The sequence below is a fragment of the Rhizobium sp. 01T437 genome (assembly GCF_056398505.1).
The window spans coordinates 246,034-261,294 of record NZ_JBFTPM010000001.1 but is presented as its reverse complement, the minus strand read 5'-3'; the positions used below and the strand labels follow the sequence as shown (position 1 = coordinate 261,294).

Annotated in this window: 13 protein-coding genes; 6 read left to right on the top strand and 7 right to left on the bottom strand. The window is 60.6% G+C overall.

The annotated features are described in order from the left end of the window. Positions 1 to 47 precede the first annotated feature (47 nt). A complete protein-coding gene (locus tag AC1DM5_RS01415) occupies positions 48 to 1,331 on the top strand; it encodes a TadE/TadG family type IV pilus assembly protein (protein ID WP_477821364.1) in 1,284 nt (427 codons plus the stop codon). Positions 1,332 to 1,381: 50 nt separating this feature from the next. On the opposite strand, the gene gor is transcribed toward AC1DM5_RS01415, so the two are convergent. The 3 genes from gor to rpiA all read right to left on the bottom strand — a co-directional run bounded on the left by gor (position 1,382) and on the right by rpiA (position 4,170). After that, a complete protein-coding gene (gor, locus tag AC1DM5_RS01410; protein ID WP_477821363.1) occupies positions 1,382 to 2,767 on the bottom strand; it encodes a glutathione-disulfide reductase in 1,386 nt (461 codons plus the stop codon). Positions 2,768 to 2,875: 108 nt separating this feature from the next. Beyond that, a complete protein-coding gene (locus tag AC1DM5_RS01405) occupies positions 2,876 to 3,454 on the bottom strand; it encodes a DUF2059 domain-containing protein (protein WP_477821362.1) in 579 nt (192 codons plus the stop codon). A gap of 17 nt (positions 3,455 to 3,471) precedes the next feature. Further along, positions 3,472 to 4,170, bottom strand: coding sequence for a ribose-5-phosphate isomerase RpiA (gene rpiA / locus AC1DM5_RS01400; protein ID WP_477821361.1), 699 nt, complete (start codon positions 4,168 to 4,170; stop codon positions 3,472 to 3,474). Here rpiA and AC1DM5_RS01395 point away from each other — a divergent pair. Continuing rightward, positions 4,120 to 4,368 (top strand): hypothetical protein, encoded by a 249-nt coding sequence (locus tag AC1DM5_RS01395; protein WP_477821384.1) that lies wholly within the window; start codon positions 4,120 to 4,122, stop codon positions 4,366 to 4,368. The two genes, rpiA and AC1DM5_RS01395, sit on opposite strands and share 51 nt — an antisense overlap. Then, entirely contained in the window at positions 4,365 to 5,102 is a 738-nt protein-coding gene (locus tag AC1DM5_RS01390; protein ID WP_477821360.1) for an HAD family hydrolase, read from the top strand. Before AC1DM5_RS01395 ends, AC1DM5_RS01390 begins: the two co-directional genes overlap by 4 nt. Positions 5,103 to 5,231: 129 nt before the next feature. Here the strand turns inward: AC1DM5_RS01390 and AC1DM5_RS01385 are convergent, their stop codons facing one another. Both AC1DM5_RS01385 and AC1DM5_RS01380 read right to left on the bottom strand, forming a co-directional pair. Continuing rightward, the gene (locus AC1DM5_RS01385; RefSeq protein WP_477821359.1) at positions 5,232 to 7,130 is read right to left on the bottom strand and encodes a L,D-transpeptidase family protein; all 1,899 of its coding nucleotides are present in this window, start codon (positions 7,128 to 7,130) and stop codon (positions 5,232 to 5,234) included. A 90-nt stretch (positions 7,131 to 7,220) separates the two neighbouring features. Next, complete coding sequence (locus tag AC1DM5_RS01380; protein WP_477821358.1) at positions 7,221 to 7,499, bottom strand: hypothetical protein; 279 nt, start codon at positions 7,497 to 7,499, stop codon at positions 7,221 to 7,223. 63 nt (positions 7,500 to 7,562) lie between these two features. Between AC1DM5_RS01380 and fumC the strand changes: the two genes are divergently transcribed. Together fumC and AC1DM5_RS01370 are read left to right on the top strand one after the other, a co-directional pair. Then, a complete protein-coding gene (gene fumC / locus AC1DM5_RS01375) occupies positions 7,563 to 8,954 on the top strand; it encodes a class II fumarate hydratase (protein WP_477821357.1) in 1,392 nt (463 codons plus the stop codon). A 272-nt stretch (positions 8,955 to 9,226) separates the two neighbouring features. Continuing rightward, positions 9,227 to 10,834, top strand: coding sequence for a fumarate hydratase (locus AC1DM5_RS01370; protein ID WP_477974470.1), 1,608 nt, complete (start codon positions 9,227 to 9,229; stop codon positions 10,832 to 10,834). A gap of 16 nt (positions 10,835 to 10,850) precedes the next feature. Here AC1DM5_RS01370 and AC1DM5_RS01365 read toward each other — a convergent pair whose 3' ends face one another. Then, complete coding sequence (locus AC1DM5_RS01365; RefSeq protein WP_477821355.1) at positions 10,851 to 11,087, bottom strand: hypothetical protein; 237 nt, start codon at positions 11,085 to 11,087, stop codon at positions 10,851 to 10,853. A gap of 364 nt (positions 11,088 to 11,451) precedes the next feature. Here AC1DM5_RS01365 and AC1DM5_RS01360 point away from each other — a divergent pair, with 364 nt between their 5' ends. Beyond that, positions 11,452 to 12,522, top strand: coding sequence for a GGDEF domain-containing protein (locus tag AC1DM5_RS01360; RefSeq protein ID WP_477821354.1), 1,071 nt, complete (start codon positions 11,452 to 11,454; stop codon positions 12,520 to 12,522). A gap of 150 nt (positions 12,523 to 12,672) precedes the next feature. On the opposite strand, the gene AC1DM5_RS01355 is transcribed toward AC1DM5_RS01360, so the two are convergent. Continuing rightward, positions 12,673 to 15,096, bottom strand: a complete 2,424-nt coding sequence (locus tag AC1DM5_RS01355) for a glucan 1,4-alpha-glucosidase (RefSeq protein WP_477974468.1) — start codon at positions 15,094 to 15,096, stop codon at positions 12,673 to 12,675. Positions 15,097 to 15,261 lie beyond the last annotated feature (165 nt).

Genomic DNA, 15,261 nt, shown 5'->3' with positions numbered 1-15,261 from the left:
TTTAGATTTCAAATGTACAGAATACCCTAATAAAATAGGGGTTCAGCATGGGTATCCTTTCGTCCGCTTTCCTTTCGGACCGGTCTGGCAATTTCGGTATCATGACGGCGCTTTTGATGGTGCCGCTGGTTGGCTCTGCCGGTCTGGCGCTGGACTATGCCCATGCGCTGAGCCTGCGTACCCAGCTCTATGCCGCCGCTGATGCCGCAGCCGTCGGCGCCGTTTCCGAAAAATCGGATGCGGTGGCAGCCGCCATGACCATGAAGGGCAATGGCACCATCTCCGTTGCCAAGACGGATGCCCGCAACATCTTCTTCTCGCAGATGTCAGGTGAACTGACCTCGGTGCCGGTTGATCTCAGCATCGACGTCACCAAGACTGCCAATAAGCTCAATTCGCTCGTCTCCTTCAGCGCCTCCGTGCCCACCACCTTCATGCGTGTCCTCGGCCAGGACTCGATCACCATATCGGGCACGGCGACGGCGGAATATCAGACCGCCTCCTTCATGGATTTCTACATCCTGCTCGATAACACGCCATCTATGGGTGTCGCCGCGACCCCGACCGATGTTTCCAAGCTGGAGGCCAAGACCGGCTGTGCCTTTGCTTGCCACCAGATGGACCAGGCCACCAATAATTACACGATCGCCAAGAGCCTCGGCGTCGCCATGCGCATCGATGTGGTGCGCCAGGCAACCCAGGCGCTGACCGACACGGCCAAGACCGAGCGCGTCAGTGCCGACCAGTTCCGCATGGGCGTCTACACCTTCGGCACCAAGGCCGAGGATGCCAAGCTGACGACGATATCAGGCCTCACCTCGGACCTGACGGCGGTGAAGAACTATACGAACGCCGTCGACCTGATGACCATTCCCTATCAGAACTACAATCAGGACCAGCTCACCAGCTTCGACAGCGCCATGACGCAGATGAACACCATCATCGATCCGGCCGGCGACGGAACGTCAAACGTCAACCCGGAAAAGATCCTGTTCTTCGTGTCGGATGGCGTCGGCGACAGCTACAAGCCTTCGACCTGCACCAAGAAGACGACGAGTGGCCGCTGCCAGGAGCCCATCGATACGTCCTTCTGCAAGCCGCTGAAGGATCGCGGCGTCAAGATCGCCGTGCTCTATACGACCTACCTGCCGCTGCCGAGCAACGCCTGGTACAATACCTGGATCAAGCCCTTCCAGAACGAGATACCCACGCGCATGGCCGCCTGCGCCTCGCCCGGCCTCTATTTCGAGGTGTCGCCGACCGAAGGCATTGCCGATGCCATGAAGGCATTGTTCCTGAAGGTCATCCGCGCGCCGCGGCTAACCAGCTAACCACCACTCACCTGCCGTTTGTGCGGCAGGTAGCATTTCATGAGAACAGATCAGACGCGCTGGCCGTCACGGATACGGTAGCTCGGCGCATACATGGTCACCAGCTCTTCGGCGGCCGTCGGATGCAGCGCCATGGTGCGGTCGAAATCATCCTTGGTGCAGCCGGCCTTCAGCGTGATGCCAAGGATCTGCGCCATCTCGCCGGCGTCGTGGCCGAGGATATGGGCGCCGACAACCTTGCGGCTGGCCGCATCGACGATCAACTTCATGATCATCTTTTCGGCCCGGCCTGAAAGTGTGGCCTTCAGCGGCCGGAACTGGGCGCGGTAGACTTCCAGCTCCTTGTAGCGCTTGCCCGCCTCTTCCTCGGAAAGGCCAACCGTGCCGATCTCCGGCTGCGAGAAGACCGCCGTCGGGATCAGGGCGTAATCCGGCTTGGTCGGATTGTCCTTGTATTCCGTCTCGATGAAGCACATGGCCTCATGGATCGCCACCGGTGTCAGCTGTACCCGGTCGGTGACATCGCCGAGCGCATAGATACCGTCGACATTGGTACGCGAATAGTCGTCGACGATGATGGCGCCGCGCTCGTTCAGCGCAACACCCGCCTTTTCGAGCCCGAGCCCTTTCGTATTCGGATCGCGGCCGAGCGCCAGCATGACGACACCGGCGTTGAGCGTGCCGTTCTTCAGCGTCTCGATGACGAGGCCGTCTTCGCCCTTCGTCACCTTCTGCATCACATCCTGGCAGAGGATGCGGATGCCCTTGGCAACCATCGCCTCATGCAGCCCGCGCCGCAGGTCTTCGTCGAAGCGCGAAAGGATTTCGGTGCCGCGGTAGATCAGCGTCGTCTCGACGCCGAGCCCGTGGAAGATATTCGCAAATTCGACGGCGATGTAGCCGCCGCCGGCAATCAGGATCGATTTCGGCAGCGCTTCCAGATGGAAAGCCTCGTTGGAGGAAATGCAGAGCTCGTGGCCGGGCAGCGCCTCATGCGGGTTCGGCCTGCCGCCGGTCGCAATCACGATGGTCTTGGCGGTGACCGTTTCGCCTGTTTTCAGCAGCCTGATCGTATGCGCATCGACGAGTTCGGCGCGCGTCTCCAGGATCTCGGCATTGGCGCCGGAAAGCCCCTTCTTGTAGAGCCCTTCCAGCCGTGCGATCTCGCCATCCTTGGCGGCGATCAGCTTCTTCCAGTCGAACGAGCTTTCGCCGACCGTCCAGCCAAAGCCGGCAGCGTCCTCGAAATGCTCGTGGAACTGCGAGGCGTAAACGAAGAGCTTCTTCGGCACGCAGCCGCGGATCACGCAGGTGCCGCCATAGCGGTATTCCTCGGCGATCGCCACCTTCTTGCCGAGCGAGGCTGCGACGCGCGCGCTGCGCACGCCACCCGAACCGCCGCCGATGACGAAGAGGTCGTAGTCGAAGGAAGGCATGATGATCTCCGGAGGGAATCGCTGGATGGGTGGTTCACATATAGGAGGGAGGAATAGAAAAACAAAAGCCCGGACGATGCCGGGCTTTTGCGAAAGGTGAAGGCGGCCTTACGGCTTGGCCGGTGCCGGTGCCGGTGCTGCGGTCGGAGCCTGCGTCGCCGGGCTGTCGGTGACCGGCGGCGGAGCCTTGATGACCTTGGAGAGCTGGACATTGCTCTGCTTTTCGAGGTCGCGGGAAATGCCCTGCGCCCAGATATCGGCAGCCTTAGCGGTTTCGCGCGAGGCAACCGGGCCGTCGCGCAGCAGCTTCTTGCCAACGTCGGAATTGTAGAAGTCGGCGATCGCCTTCAGCTCTTCGACCGAGAAGGCCTTGGCATAGGTCAGAGCGGCTTCCTTCTCGAGGTCGGCACGGCGCGGTGCCAGAGCAAGCGCCTGCGCATCGACGGTCGCGGAAATGACATCCTGATAGTTCGGCGAATCCTGGATGAGGCCGGCCTTCAGACGCTCGGCCAGACCCGGCAGGATGTTGTCATACTGGGTGGTTGCGCCGATGGCGTCCATGGCTGCGCGGGCAGCCTTCAGCTGCTCTTCGGACACTTCCTGCGCTCTTGCGGCAGAGCCAAAGGCAAGCCCGGAAAGAACGATGGTCGCAGCGGCAAGACGGCCAAGACCTGCAATGTTCATCATGAGTTTCTATGCTCCTGTTATCTGTTTGCCTGCAGCGTGCGGGCGCCTGCAGGACCGGCAATGATCGCAAGCGCCGCCATGTTGATGAAAAGCCCGTGCTCCACGACACCGGGTATGGAATTCAGTTCCCTCGAAAGCGCCTCTGCATCAGGAATGCGGCCAAAAGATGCATCGATGATGTGATGTCCGCCGTCAGTCGTAAACTCTCCATCACCGGACTGACGCAGCGTCAGTTCGCCAGAGAGACCAAGGCGTGAGGCGGTCTTTTCGATCGCGATGCGTGTCGAAACGAGGCCGAAGGGATTGACCTCGATCGGCAATGCGAAGGCGCCGAGCGTCTGCACCAGCTTGCTTTCGTCGGCAATGACGATCATCCGAGTCGAGGCTGCCGCGACGATCTTTTCGCGCAACAGCGCACCACCGCCACCCTTGATGAGCCGCAAGTCTGCATCGACCTCGTCGGCGCCGTCGATGGTGAGATCCAGTTGTGGAAGTTCATCCAGCGATTTCAGGGGAACGCCGAGTTCGACGCAGAGCCGCGCGGTGCGCTCGGACGTCGGAACGCCTTCGACCTTGAAACCGGCTGCAACCTTTTCAGCGAGCATGCGAACGAATTCCTCCGCCGTGCTTCCGGTCCCGATTCCAAGACGCATGCCGTACTCAACATGGACAAGCGCGGCCTCAGCGGCCTTGATCTTCATTTCGCGGGCATCCATGCGCCGCCAGCTCCTGATATTGCGTTGGATGTGCTGTTTACACGGCTCGTATTGCAAACGAAAGCCAAAATCATCGTCCTGCGATTGAAAGCCACGCGTTTCGGCTGCGACTCTTCTATCAGCCGTCCTGGCGTTGCTTTTCGCCTGTTCATCGCCTACTCCCGGATGATCCTACCCTGCAAAGAGGCATCACTTTGACCCCCGCTCCCGAAAATGCCCGCCAAGCTCTTCCCCAGAATAGGGCCCTTGTTGTCTTCGATCTCGACGGCACGCTGCTCGACACCCATGTCGATCTGGTCGAAAGCCTGAACTACACGATCGCAGCGCTGGATCTTGAGCCCGTCACCTATGACGACCTGACGCACCTGGTTGGCCAGGGCGCCCGTGTGATGATCGAGCGTGCCTGCAAGCTGCAGGGCCGCCCGATCTCGCAGGAAGAACTGCCGGCACTGGTGGAGCGTTTCGTGGCCCATTACAGCGCAAACATGCCGGGCCATACCGAGCCCTACCCCGGTCTCGTCGCCGCCATGGATAGCCTGAAGGCATCGGGCTATGCGCTTGCCGTCTGCACCAACAAGATGGAAGGGCTCGCGACCGTACTCCTGGAGAAGCTCGGGCTGACGCATTATTTCGACGCGATCACCGGCGGTGATACGTTTGAATACCGCAAGCCCGACGCGCGACATCTGACCGGCACGATTGAGCGCGCCGGCGGCGATGTTGCCCGCGCCGTGATGATCGGTGACAGTGTCAATGATATTGCGGTGGCGAAGAATGCCGGTGTGCCGGCGATCGCAGTACCTTTCGGCTATTCGGATGTGCCGGTGTCAAGTCTCGATCCTGACGTGATCATCACGCATTTCGACGAACTGACCCCGCGGCTGGTGGAGAGTCTGCTGAACGGTTCTGCGGCGAAGGTTGCTATTATCTGAGGGCTGGCGATCGGATTGATGCGTCTGCAGTCGCGCGCCCCCTACTCATATTTCCCGTACGCAAACACCCAAAAACAAAACGGGCGGCCCGAAGACCGCCCGTTCAAATTGCCCGTTAAACGCTTGGCGTCAGATCTGCGCCTCACGCGACTTGGTCGTCACGTCGAACGCCTTGTCCACATAAGCATCGCGGCCATAGACGTCGTCGAAATACTCGATCACGCCGTCCTTGTTCGGCCATGCCGTGAAATAAGATACATAGACCGGGATCCTCTGCGGCACCTTCACGGCGTGGTTCTGGCCGGTAGCTATCTGCTTCGCCACATCATCGACGGTCGTGCCGAGAACGGCGGCAGCCATGGCGCGCGGGTCTGCAAGGCGCACGCAGCCGTGGCTCAGCGCACGCATGTCACGCTTGAAGAAGCTCTTCGAGGGCGTGTCGTGCATGTAGATGGCATGGCTGTTCGGGAACAGGATCTTGAGTTCACCCAGCGCATTGTCGCTGCTCGGCGGCTGGCGGACCGAGATGTTCTGCGTCGAGCCGTACCAGTCGACGCTGGAAGACGGAACGGCACGGCCGCCGACTTCGACCTCGTAGCCCATCTGGTCCAGATAGTTCGGGTCGGAGCGCAGCTTCGGCAGCATCTCATTGATGATGATCGACTGCGGCACGCCCCAGAATGGATTGAACTCGACCGTTTCGATTTCATCGTCGAAGAAATAGGTCTGGTTGTTCTTGCCGCCAACGACGGTGCGCATCGCAAGCTGCTGCTTGGAGTCGTTGTAGTAATAAGCCATGAAGGCCGGCTGGTTGATCATCACATAGCGCGGGCCGAGATCATCAGGCARCCAGCGCGCCTGCTCCATGGCAACGACGAGCTTGTCGATCTTGGAGCCGTTGCTGTCGCCGCCGGTCATGGTGCGCACGGTCGCCTGGCCAATGACACCATCAGACTTCAGACCATGTTCCTTCTGGAAGTCCTCGACAAGTGACACGATCTCGGGTGAATAGTCGCTGCTGCCGGTATAGGCTGAGAAGGTGGCCGCATGCGCGGTCTTCAGCTCCTCCGAACCATTCTTCTGGATCGCCTTGACGATGTTGGCAACTTCCGGCGAGCTGTCGCCCGGGCGCAGCAGGGAAGTGAGCGAAATGGTGATCGGCGCTTCATTGCCGCCGTCGGCGGCGCGCAGCTTGGCAAGCTCGGCCTTCAGCGCCAGGAACTGCGTGCTGTCGGGGTTGCGGCTGTTGAGATAGGCAGCGACGTCAGGGCTCATGCGGGAGAGCTTCAGCACCGGATCGAGCTTGACGACCTTGCGCTGGAAATCATGGTAGCCGGAGAGCTTGTTGGGGTCGACGCGGCCGCGCGTCGTGTCCTGCACATAGGCAAGAACCTTGGAGGAAAGCGCCAGTTCGAACTGCGTCAGCGCCCGGTCGCGGACATCGGGATCCGGATTGGCCGGATCGATGCTCGGCTCGGACACGGCATAATCGGCCGGATCGAGGCCGACGCTTGCAGCATCGGCGAGCACGCTGAGTGCCGCCTTGCCGTGATCATTGATGCCATCGCTGGAAACCCAGATCAGCGGGTTCTTGCCGTCACCGTAATAGGCCTGCAGGGCCTTGGCGATATCGGCATTGGCGCGAACCTTGGCTTCCGTCAGGAAGTGGCGCTGCGGAGCACCGTCAGTCGTGGCCGAGCCGGAGACGTCGGCGACCGCCCCGGTGACGACAGGATCGGCAAACTTCGTCGTATCGACGAACTGCAGCGTTTCAGCCTTGTAGGTGTAGTAGCGCGGGCTGGAAACCTTCGGCATCGCAGCTTCCGGATCGATATCGCCGCCAAGGCCGTTACGATTGCCGGGATTGCCGCGAACCGGAGCCGAAGGGTCCATGATGATCGTGCTCTGGCCGCTTCTTGCCCGGTCGCCGCGCAGCATGTCCATCAGCGTATAGGCATGCGCAGGAACCGCGCCCATCACGCAGGAAAATGCCAATGCGGAAACCGCGCTTTTCAAAACGAACTTCATCTTGTTTTCCAGTCCCAGTACCATGCTGTTGTCGAGCAAAAAGGCTCTGATCAATTCTTCCAGAAATTCCCGGCAGCTGCGGCCCATTCATCAGAAATCGGACTGCGCCGCCAGCGCTTTCAGGCTCAACTTTGTGTGACGGGGTCGAACGCAAGCGCCGTGCGCCAGTTCACACAAAATTATGAAATTATTAGTTAATTTTTTACCGAATTTTCCACCGCGAGAAAGGGCACTTTCTGCCACTCTTTGCATTAATTTCCCGGCGTGGCCGAAAAAACACGGCCCTGCAGCGCCTGAATGGCGATGCAAAACATGAGATCCGTCTTCAATATTTCGCATAAGCTCCGGTTTTCTTGAAAAGCTTTCCACCCTATAAGTCCCCTCATCTTCAAAGACTGCTCTTAACAGCATGTGACAGGAAGGCACGAAGCCATGAGTTCCACCCGCACCGAAACCGATACATTTGGCCCGATCGAAGTCGTCAGCGACCGTTACTGGGGCGCGCAGGCGCAGCGTTCTCTCGGCAATTTCAAGATCGGCTGGGAAAAGCAGCCGCTCTCGATCGTGCGTGCGCTCGGCATCGTCAAGCAGGCGGCGGCGCGTGCCAACATGGCGCTCGGCCAGCTCGATTCCAACATCGGCAAGTCCATCGTGGATGCCGCCCAGGAGGTGATCGACGGCAAGCTGAACGACCATTTCCCGCTGGTCGTCTGGCAGACCGGTTCCGGCACGCAGTCCAACATGAACGCCAATGAAGTGATCTCCAATCGTGCCATAGAAATGCTCGGCGGCGTCATGGGTTCCAAGAAGCCGGTGCATCCGAACGATCACGTTAATATGAGCCAGTCGTCGAACGACACCTACCCGACGGCCATGCATATCGCCTGCGCCGAACAGATCGCCCATCACCTGCTGCCTTCGCTGAAGCACCTGCATGCCGCCCTCGACATGAAGGTCACGGAATTCAGCCACATCATCAAGATCGGCCGCACACACACGCAGGATGCGACGCCGCTGACGCTCGGCCAGGAGTTTTCCGGCTACGCCGCGCAGGTGGGCTCCGCCATCAAGCGCATCGAAATGACCCTGCCCGGCCTCTGCGAACTCGCCCAGGGCGGCACCGCCGTCGGCACCGGGCTGAATGCGCCGGTCGGTTTTGCCGAAAAGGTTGCCGAAGAGATCGCAGCAATCACCCACATGCCCTTCGTGACCGCGCCGAACAAGTTCGAGGCGCTCGCGTCGCATGATTCGATGGTCTTCGCCCACGGCGCGATCAATGCAGCCGCCGCTGCCCTCTTCAAGATCGCCAACGACATACGCCTGCTCGGCTCCGGCCCGCGCGCCGGCCTTGGCGAACTGGCACTGCCGGAAAACGAGCCCGGCTCCTCGATCATGCCCGGCAAGGTGAACCCCACCCAGTGCGAGGCCCTGACGCAGGTCTGCATCCACGTCTTCGGCAACCATGCGGCTCTCACCTTCGCCGACAGCCAGGGCCATTTCGAGCTCAACGTCTATAATCCGATGATGGCCTATAACTTCCTGCAGTCGGTGCAACTCCTCGGCGACGCAGCCGTCTCCTTCACCGACAATTGCGTCGTCGGCATCGAAGCCCGCGAGGACAACATTAAGGCTGGCCTCGAACGCTCGCTGATGCTGGTCACCGCCCTTGCTCCGAAGATAGGCTATGATGCGGCCGCCAAGATCGCCAAGACGGCGCACAAGAATGGTACGACGCTGAAGGAAGAGGCGCTGGCAAGCGGGCTCGTGACATCTGAGGAATATGACGCGATCGTGCGCGCGGAGATGATGATCAGCCCGAGGTAAACCCTTCTTCCGTCATGCTCGGGCTTGTCCCGAGCATCTACTGCCGGTCGATACGTAGCAGATCCTCGGGACAAGCCCGAGGATGACGTCGAGTAACGGGAAGCGTCTCAACAATCAAAGGCTGGCTCTGCCGGTCTTTTTTGTTTTTGAGGAAAGTGGAGCCCGTCCGGCCGCGTCATTTTCGCCACCAATCCCGCGCCCTCCCCAATTGCTTTTACCCTGCGCCAGATTTAGACCGGTTCCAAAAATATCCCACCAGAAAGGTCACTTCGATGGCTGACGATCTCTTTCCCCTCGGCACCGACACCACCCCTTACCGCAAGATCAGCAGCGACTATGTCTCGATCGACAGCTTCAAGGGCCAAGAGATCCTGAGCGTCGACCCTGAGGGCATTCGCCTGCTTGCCGAAACCGCCTTCGCCGACATCAACCATCTGCTGCGCCCCGGCCATCTGAAGCAGCTCGCCTCGATCCTCGACGATCCGGAAGCGACCGACAATGACCGTTTCGTCGCCTATGACCTCCTGAAAAATGCCAATATCGCCGCCGGCGGCGTGCTGCCCATGTGCCAGGATACGGGCACGGCGATCATCATGGGCAAGAAGGGCCGCCGCGTCTGGACCGAAGGCGGCGATACCGCTGCCCTTTCGAAGGGCGTGCTCGACGCTTATGAAAAGAAGAACCTGCGTTACTCGCAGCTCGCCCCCGTCAAGATGTTCGAGGAAAAGAACACCAATAACAATCTGCCGGCGCAGATCGATATCTATGAGGAAGGCACCGATAGCTACGACTTCCTCTTCGTCGCCAAGGGCGGCGGCTCGGCCAACAAGACCTTTCTCTTCCAGGGCACGCCCTCGCTCCTGTCGCATGACCGCATGCTCGACTTCCTCAAGGAGAAGATCCTCACTTTAGGTACGGCAGCCTGTCCCCCCTACCATCTGGCGATCGTCATCGGCGGCACCTCGGCCGAGATGAACCTGAAGACCGTCAAGCTCGCCTCCACCCGCTACCTCGATGAACTGCCGACCGAAGGCTCCGAAAACGGCCACGCCTTCCGCGACATCGAGATGGAAATGGAGATCCATAAGCTGACGCAGAGCCTCGGCGTCGGCGCCCAGTTCGGCGGCAAGTATTTCTGTCATGACGTGCGCGTCATCCGCCTGCCCCGCCATGGCGCCTCGCTGCCGATCGGGCTCGGCGTCTCCTGTTCCGCCGACCGCCAGGCCAAGGGCAAGATCACCCGCGACGGCATCTTCATCGAGCAGCTGGAAACCGATCCGTCCAAGTACATGCCCGATATCGACGAGGCGAAGCTTTCCGAATCCGTCGTGCGTGTCGATCTGAACCAGCCGATGGCCGATATTCTCGCCGAGCTTTCAAAGCACCCGGTCAAGACGCGCCTGTCGCTATCGGGCACGATCATCGTCGCCCGCGATCTCGCACATGCCAAGATCCGCGAACGGCTGGAAAAGGGCGAAGGCATGCCCGACTATATGAAGAACCACCCGGTCTATTATGCCGGCCCGGCCAAGACCCCCGCCGGCTACGCCTCCGGCTCCTTCGGCCCGACGACTGCCGGCCGCATGGATAGCTATGTCGACCAGTTTCAGTCCTTCGGCGGCTCCATGGTCATGCTCGCCAAGGGCAACCGTTCGCGCGCCGTGCGCGAGGCCTGCAAGAAGCATCAGGGCTTTTATCTCGGTTCCATCGGCGGCCCGGCCGCCCGCCTGGCGCAGGACTGTATCCGCAAGGTCGATGTGCTGGAATATCCCGAACTCGGCATGGAAGCCGTCTGGAAGATCGAGGTGGAAGACTTCCCGGCCTTTATCGTCATCGACGACAAGGGCAACGACTTCTTCCAGGAGCTGAACCTCGGCTGAGACTTGAGGCTGCTGACTATCGCACCGAAGCCGTCTCGGCCGGATCGATACTGGCCGCCGTCATGGGCTGAACTACGGGTCGTTCCATGGCGGCGATATCGGATGCGCTGAGAATATCCTCCGCCTTCACGCTGGCGAGGATATCCGTGCTGAAGATGCCGTTGAAGAAGCCGGTCTGCTGTAAAAGAAAAGCGCAGCCGGCAAGGATGGCGAATACGAGAATGGTGGGTGACGTGTGGCGAGGCGATTCCATGATCTCATGCCTTCGACAGGAGACCGCGATCCGATCCCCATAAATCCGGTCTCTTGAGATAGAATCTGTCACCTCGCCCTGCCCGCCAGTAGACCAGACAAAAGATACCGACCGTCAACAAAACGAAAACAATCCCTAAAAAGAGAAAACGATTGAACTTTTTTGGAGCACCTCGCGCATAAGAGGTGTCACCGTTACAGTCGAACTTACAAATATTTGAGAAAAATCATAGGGCTGATCGTAGTATTGATGCTCATCAAACTTATCGTATGTAATCTTTGGTAYATGTCGCTTTAATCATTTCCCAAGAAATCTAAGATAACAAATAGAAGATTGCTTAAGAATTGGATGAGGAGTTGCCGGAATGAATACGGCCGTTGCGCCCAAGGTGCAGGTTCCCGATGTGGCGGGTCAGATCACCTATGCCATGCGCTCCATGGGCGTTGCACCAATTCCCCGCAATTACGAACTCTTCTACGAAGCCTATATCGGTTCCAACCCCGCACTCACCCGCGACCTTGCCGCTCTCGGCGGCCAGGCGACGCAGGCTGAGCTCGATGCGCTCGGCACCCAGCATTGTTCCCACACGGCGCCTGCCAAGATCTTCGACGACGCCCATAGCCGCATCGCCGGCGAACTGGAAGGCCTGCTGCGCGTGCTGCGCCAGGAGCAGACCTCGCTCGAAAGCTATAACCGGCTGCTCAACGAGACCTGCAAGCGCATCAGCTCCAAGAGCACGAGCAGTGCCGACCTCATCGAAAACGCCATCGACCTGCTCACCCAGGCAACCGGCGATACGATCACTCATGGCGAAAAGACCGTCGAGGACATGGTCCAGCGCTCGCAGGAGATGGATCAGGTCCGCAAGGAACTCGACGAATACAAGCGCATCGCCAATACCGACTCGCTGACGCGCCTATCCAACCGCCGCGCCTTCGACGACCGGCTGGCCGCCGTCTTCAATAATCCGGCGTTGCGCCCGGTGACCGCCCTGCTCTTGGCCGACATCGACAATTTCAAGAAAATCAACGACACCTACGGCCATCCGGTCGGCGACAAGGTTCTCGCGACGGTCGCCTCCGTCATCCGCACCAATGTCCGGCGCGACGTTTTCGTCGCCCGCACCGGCGGCGAGGAATTCGCGCTCATCATCGACGGCAACACACTGGAGGAAGTGACGGCGGTCGCCGAGCGCATTCGCCGGACGCTGGAATCCACCCCCTTCAAGAATTCCCGCACCCGCGTCAATTACGGCCCGGTCACGGTCTCCATCGGCATTTGCATGGCCTCGCACGCCGACGATGCCGGCGAGCTCTACTCCAAGAGCGATATCGCCCTCTATAGCGCCAAGAACGCCGGCCGCAACTGCACCGTCGTCTATGAAGACGGCATGCAGAAGGAATTCACCAAGAGCTGGCTGATCTACAAGTCCTGATCCCTGGGTCTGGCCTATCGCCGGATCCCAAGGCTTTCGGAAATACTTCCGGAAATACAGAGAAACTGGAACAAATCCCTTTGGCGGCCGGAAACGGCCGCTTTTCTTATTGGCTGGAATTCCGCGACACTGGCGGAAAAGGATTCCGCCTCAAACCACCTCGATCTGAAAATCCGCACCCTCCCAGCGCTGCGCATCCTTCCAGAAGATCGTGAAGTCGATCATGCCGGGGCCGAGCGCCTGCGTTGGCAGGTCGAAGACATGAGTGCCGAAGCCGGTGTCGCGGCATGGGTTGTCGGCGGCGCTTGCCCAGCCGTCGGTAGACCAGCGCACCAGAGCGGGCTCGGGCAGTTCGACGCGGAGCCGCCGGCCCGCCGGCATCTGGTCGCGTCGGGCTGTCAGCCGCCAGGAGAATGGTGCCGGCGCCGGCTTTGCTGCGACATAGCGGGCAAAGGTCTGGGGCGGCATGTCGAAGATCACGCCATCCCGCAGCGAGCGCAGCAGCTTGATATGTTCGGCATGCGCCCAGACGAGCGGCATGGCGCTGCCCGAGGGGCGGCCGAGGAAAAGCTCGCGCTGCGGCACGTCCTCGCTGTCCCAGATCTGCTCGGGCAAGAGCCCACCTTCGCTTGCCGAAGCTTCCAGCGCAGCAAGCATCCGCTGTGCTTCGTCAGCTCGTCCGGCGGCGAGTTCGTAATGGGCGCGCTCACCGGTCAGCAGAGGCCAGAGCCTGCCGACACCGCTGCCGGCAAAGGGTGCGCCGCCGATGCGCTCGCCATAGCCGTCGTCATTATAGCGATACCAGTAGGGACCGGCCGGAAGGTCGCGGCGCAGCTCCGCATCGATTGCCGCGACCGTGCCGAGTATGCGCGGATCGTCGGCGGCGCGGAGGCCGAAGCGCACCAGCGCAAGCGCATCCGGGCTTATCAGCAGGTCCGCTTCAAGCACCTCGCCGAGATCGTCCCGATTGCGGATCGGAATGAAGTCACGCCGCAGTGACAGGCTGCCGTCTGTCGCCGAGGCGATGCGCACATAATAGCCTTCGACGCCGAGACGGCGCGACAGTTCGGTATCCGTGGCGTAGGTCCATTCCTCGATGCGCTCGTTCCAGCCGTCGGCCACCTCGCGCAGATAGTGCGCCGCATCCAGCCGCCCGACCGCTTCCAAAGCATCGGCCGCCGCAAGCAGGCCGGCGATCTCTACGGCGAGCGTAAACGGCGAGTAGCCGGCATCCTCCTCCCAGCGATCCTCCTGGGTGGCGGGGCCGTTTCTGACGATATAGCCCGCAGCCGCTTCGACCATAGGCAGGTAGCGTCCCCTCTCCGAGGCATCGATCGCTCCGGCACGCAGCAGCATGTCATAGAGCAGGATCGGAAAGGCCGTCTCATCCATCTGGATGCCATACCAGTAGGGCCTGCCGTCGAGCCAGGCATTCTGCACCCAATGGCCGTCCGCTTCCTGAATGACAGCGAGATAGTCGAGCACGGAGCGTGCATCCGCTGTGGCCCCGGCAGCAAGCAGACCGCCCGCCGTTTCCACCAGATCGCGCGTCCACACCAGATGATAACCGCCAAGGTCGTCATCGCCCTTGCTGAAGCCCCAGGGGATGGAAAGGCTGGCGATGATGGCGCCGGAGGCGTCGTCGCGGTGGGTGGCGAGCACGCCGGTGCTGACGCGGTAGCGGTTGAGCTTGTCAGGATCATGCGGTTCATCGAGCGCAAGCAGGCCGGCCTGCCATTCCCGCCAGCCGCTGCGATAATGTTTCAGCGCCGGCTCAACGCCCTGTTCCAGGCTGAGCAGCGTGCGCAGGGCAGCTTCCTCCGGCTGCGTGCCGAAACCGATGGCGATCAGCGCCCTTCCCTGGTCAGCTTGGCCCTCACCTGCCTGCATATCCAGTGTTCCTGACAGCGCGACATTGCCTGATGTGGCGCAGCTGTACTCCTCATTCAGCCCCTCGCCGCGCGACAGCGTCTGCCAACCGTCGGAAATGCCGACATAGCCCACTGATCGCGCAAGCCAGGGCACCGAAGCGGCAATGGCGAGCGACCGCCCGGACCCCTCGGCAAAGAGCATCTGCCTGCCCTTGAAATCATCATACCAGCCGTTGTTGTCGGCGCCGCCATTGACGAGATGTGGGGCAACAAGCGCATGCAGCCGGTAGTCTGAGAGATTGCCTATCAGCGCCTCGAAGCGGATGTCCTGCAGTACCACCTCGCGCTCAGGGTCTGAAAAGATGGTCTTGGTGATGCGATAACGCCCGTCGCGGGCGGTATTGACGAGACGGAAGGCCGGAACGCCGTCCTCGATCGCCTGTACGCTGTGATCGGCGTCGCGTTTTTCCTCGGAGAAGTAGCCCTTAGCCGTGACGATGAAACCGAAATCGCGCACGCAGGCCATATCGAGCCGTGGCGCGTAGATCTCGTTGAGGATGCCGTGGCTTGCCGTAAACCAGACGCAGCTTGCCGAACTGACGGCGGTACCAACAGCACTCTTGTCGCTGGACGTCCATCGGGGCTCGATGCCCGGCGAACCTGGCGGCTCGACGGAACCGGGTGGTCGTGTCGGAAAGGCCAAGTGCTGTTCCTCCGCTCTATTTGCTCGTCTTCCCTGCCATCCTGAGATGAAATTAAGCGATCTGCAATATACCGGCTTGACAGCCGGCTACGATCTTGCGCCCGATAGAATAGTGCGGGCCCGATAGAATAGCGCGGGAAAGAATAAGGGTACAGCCGGAGAGGA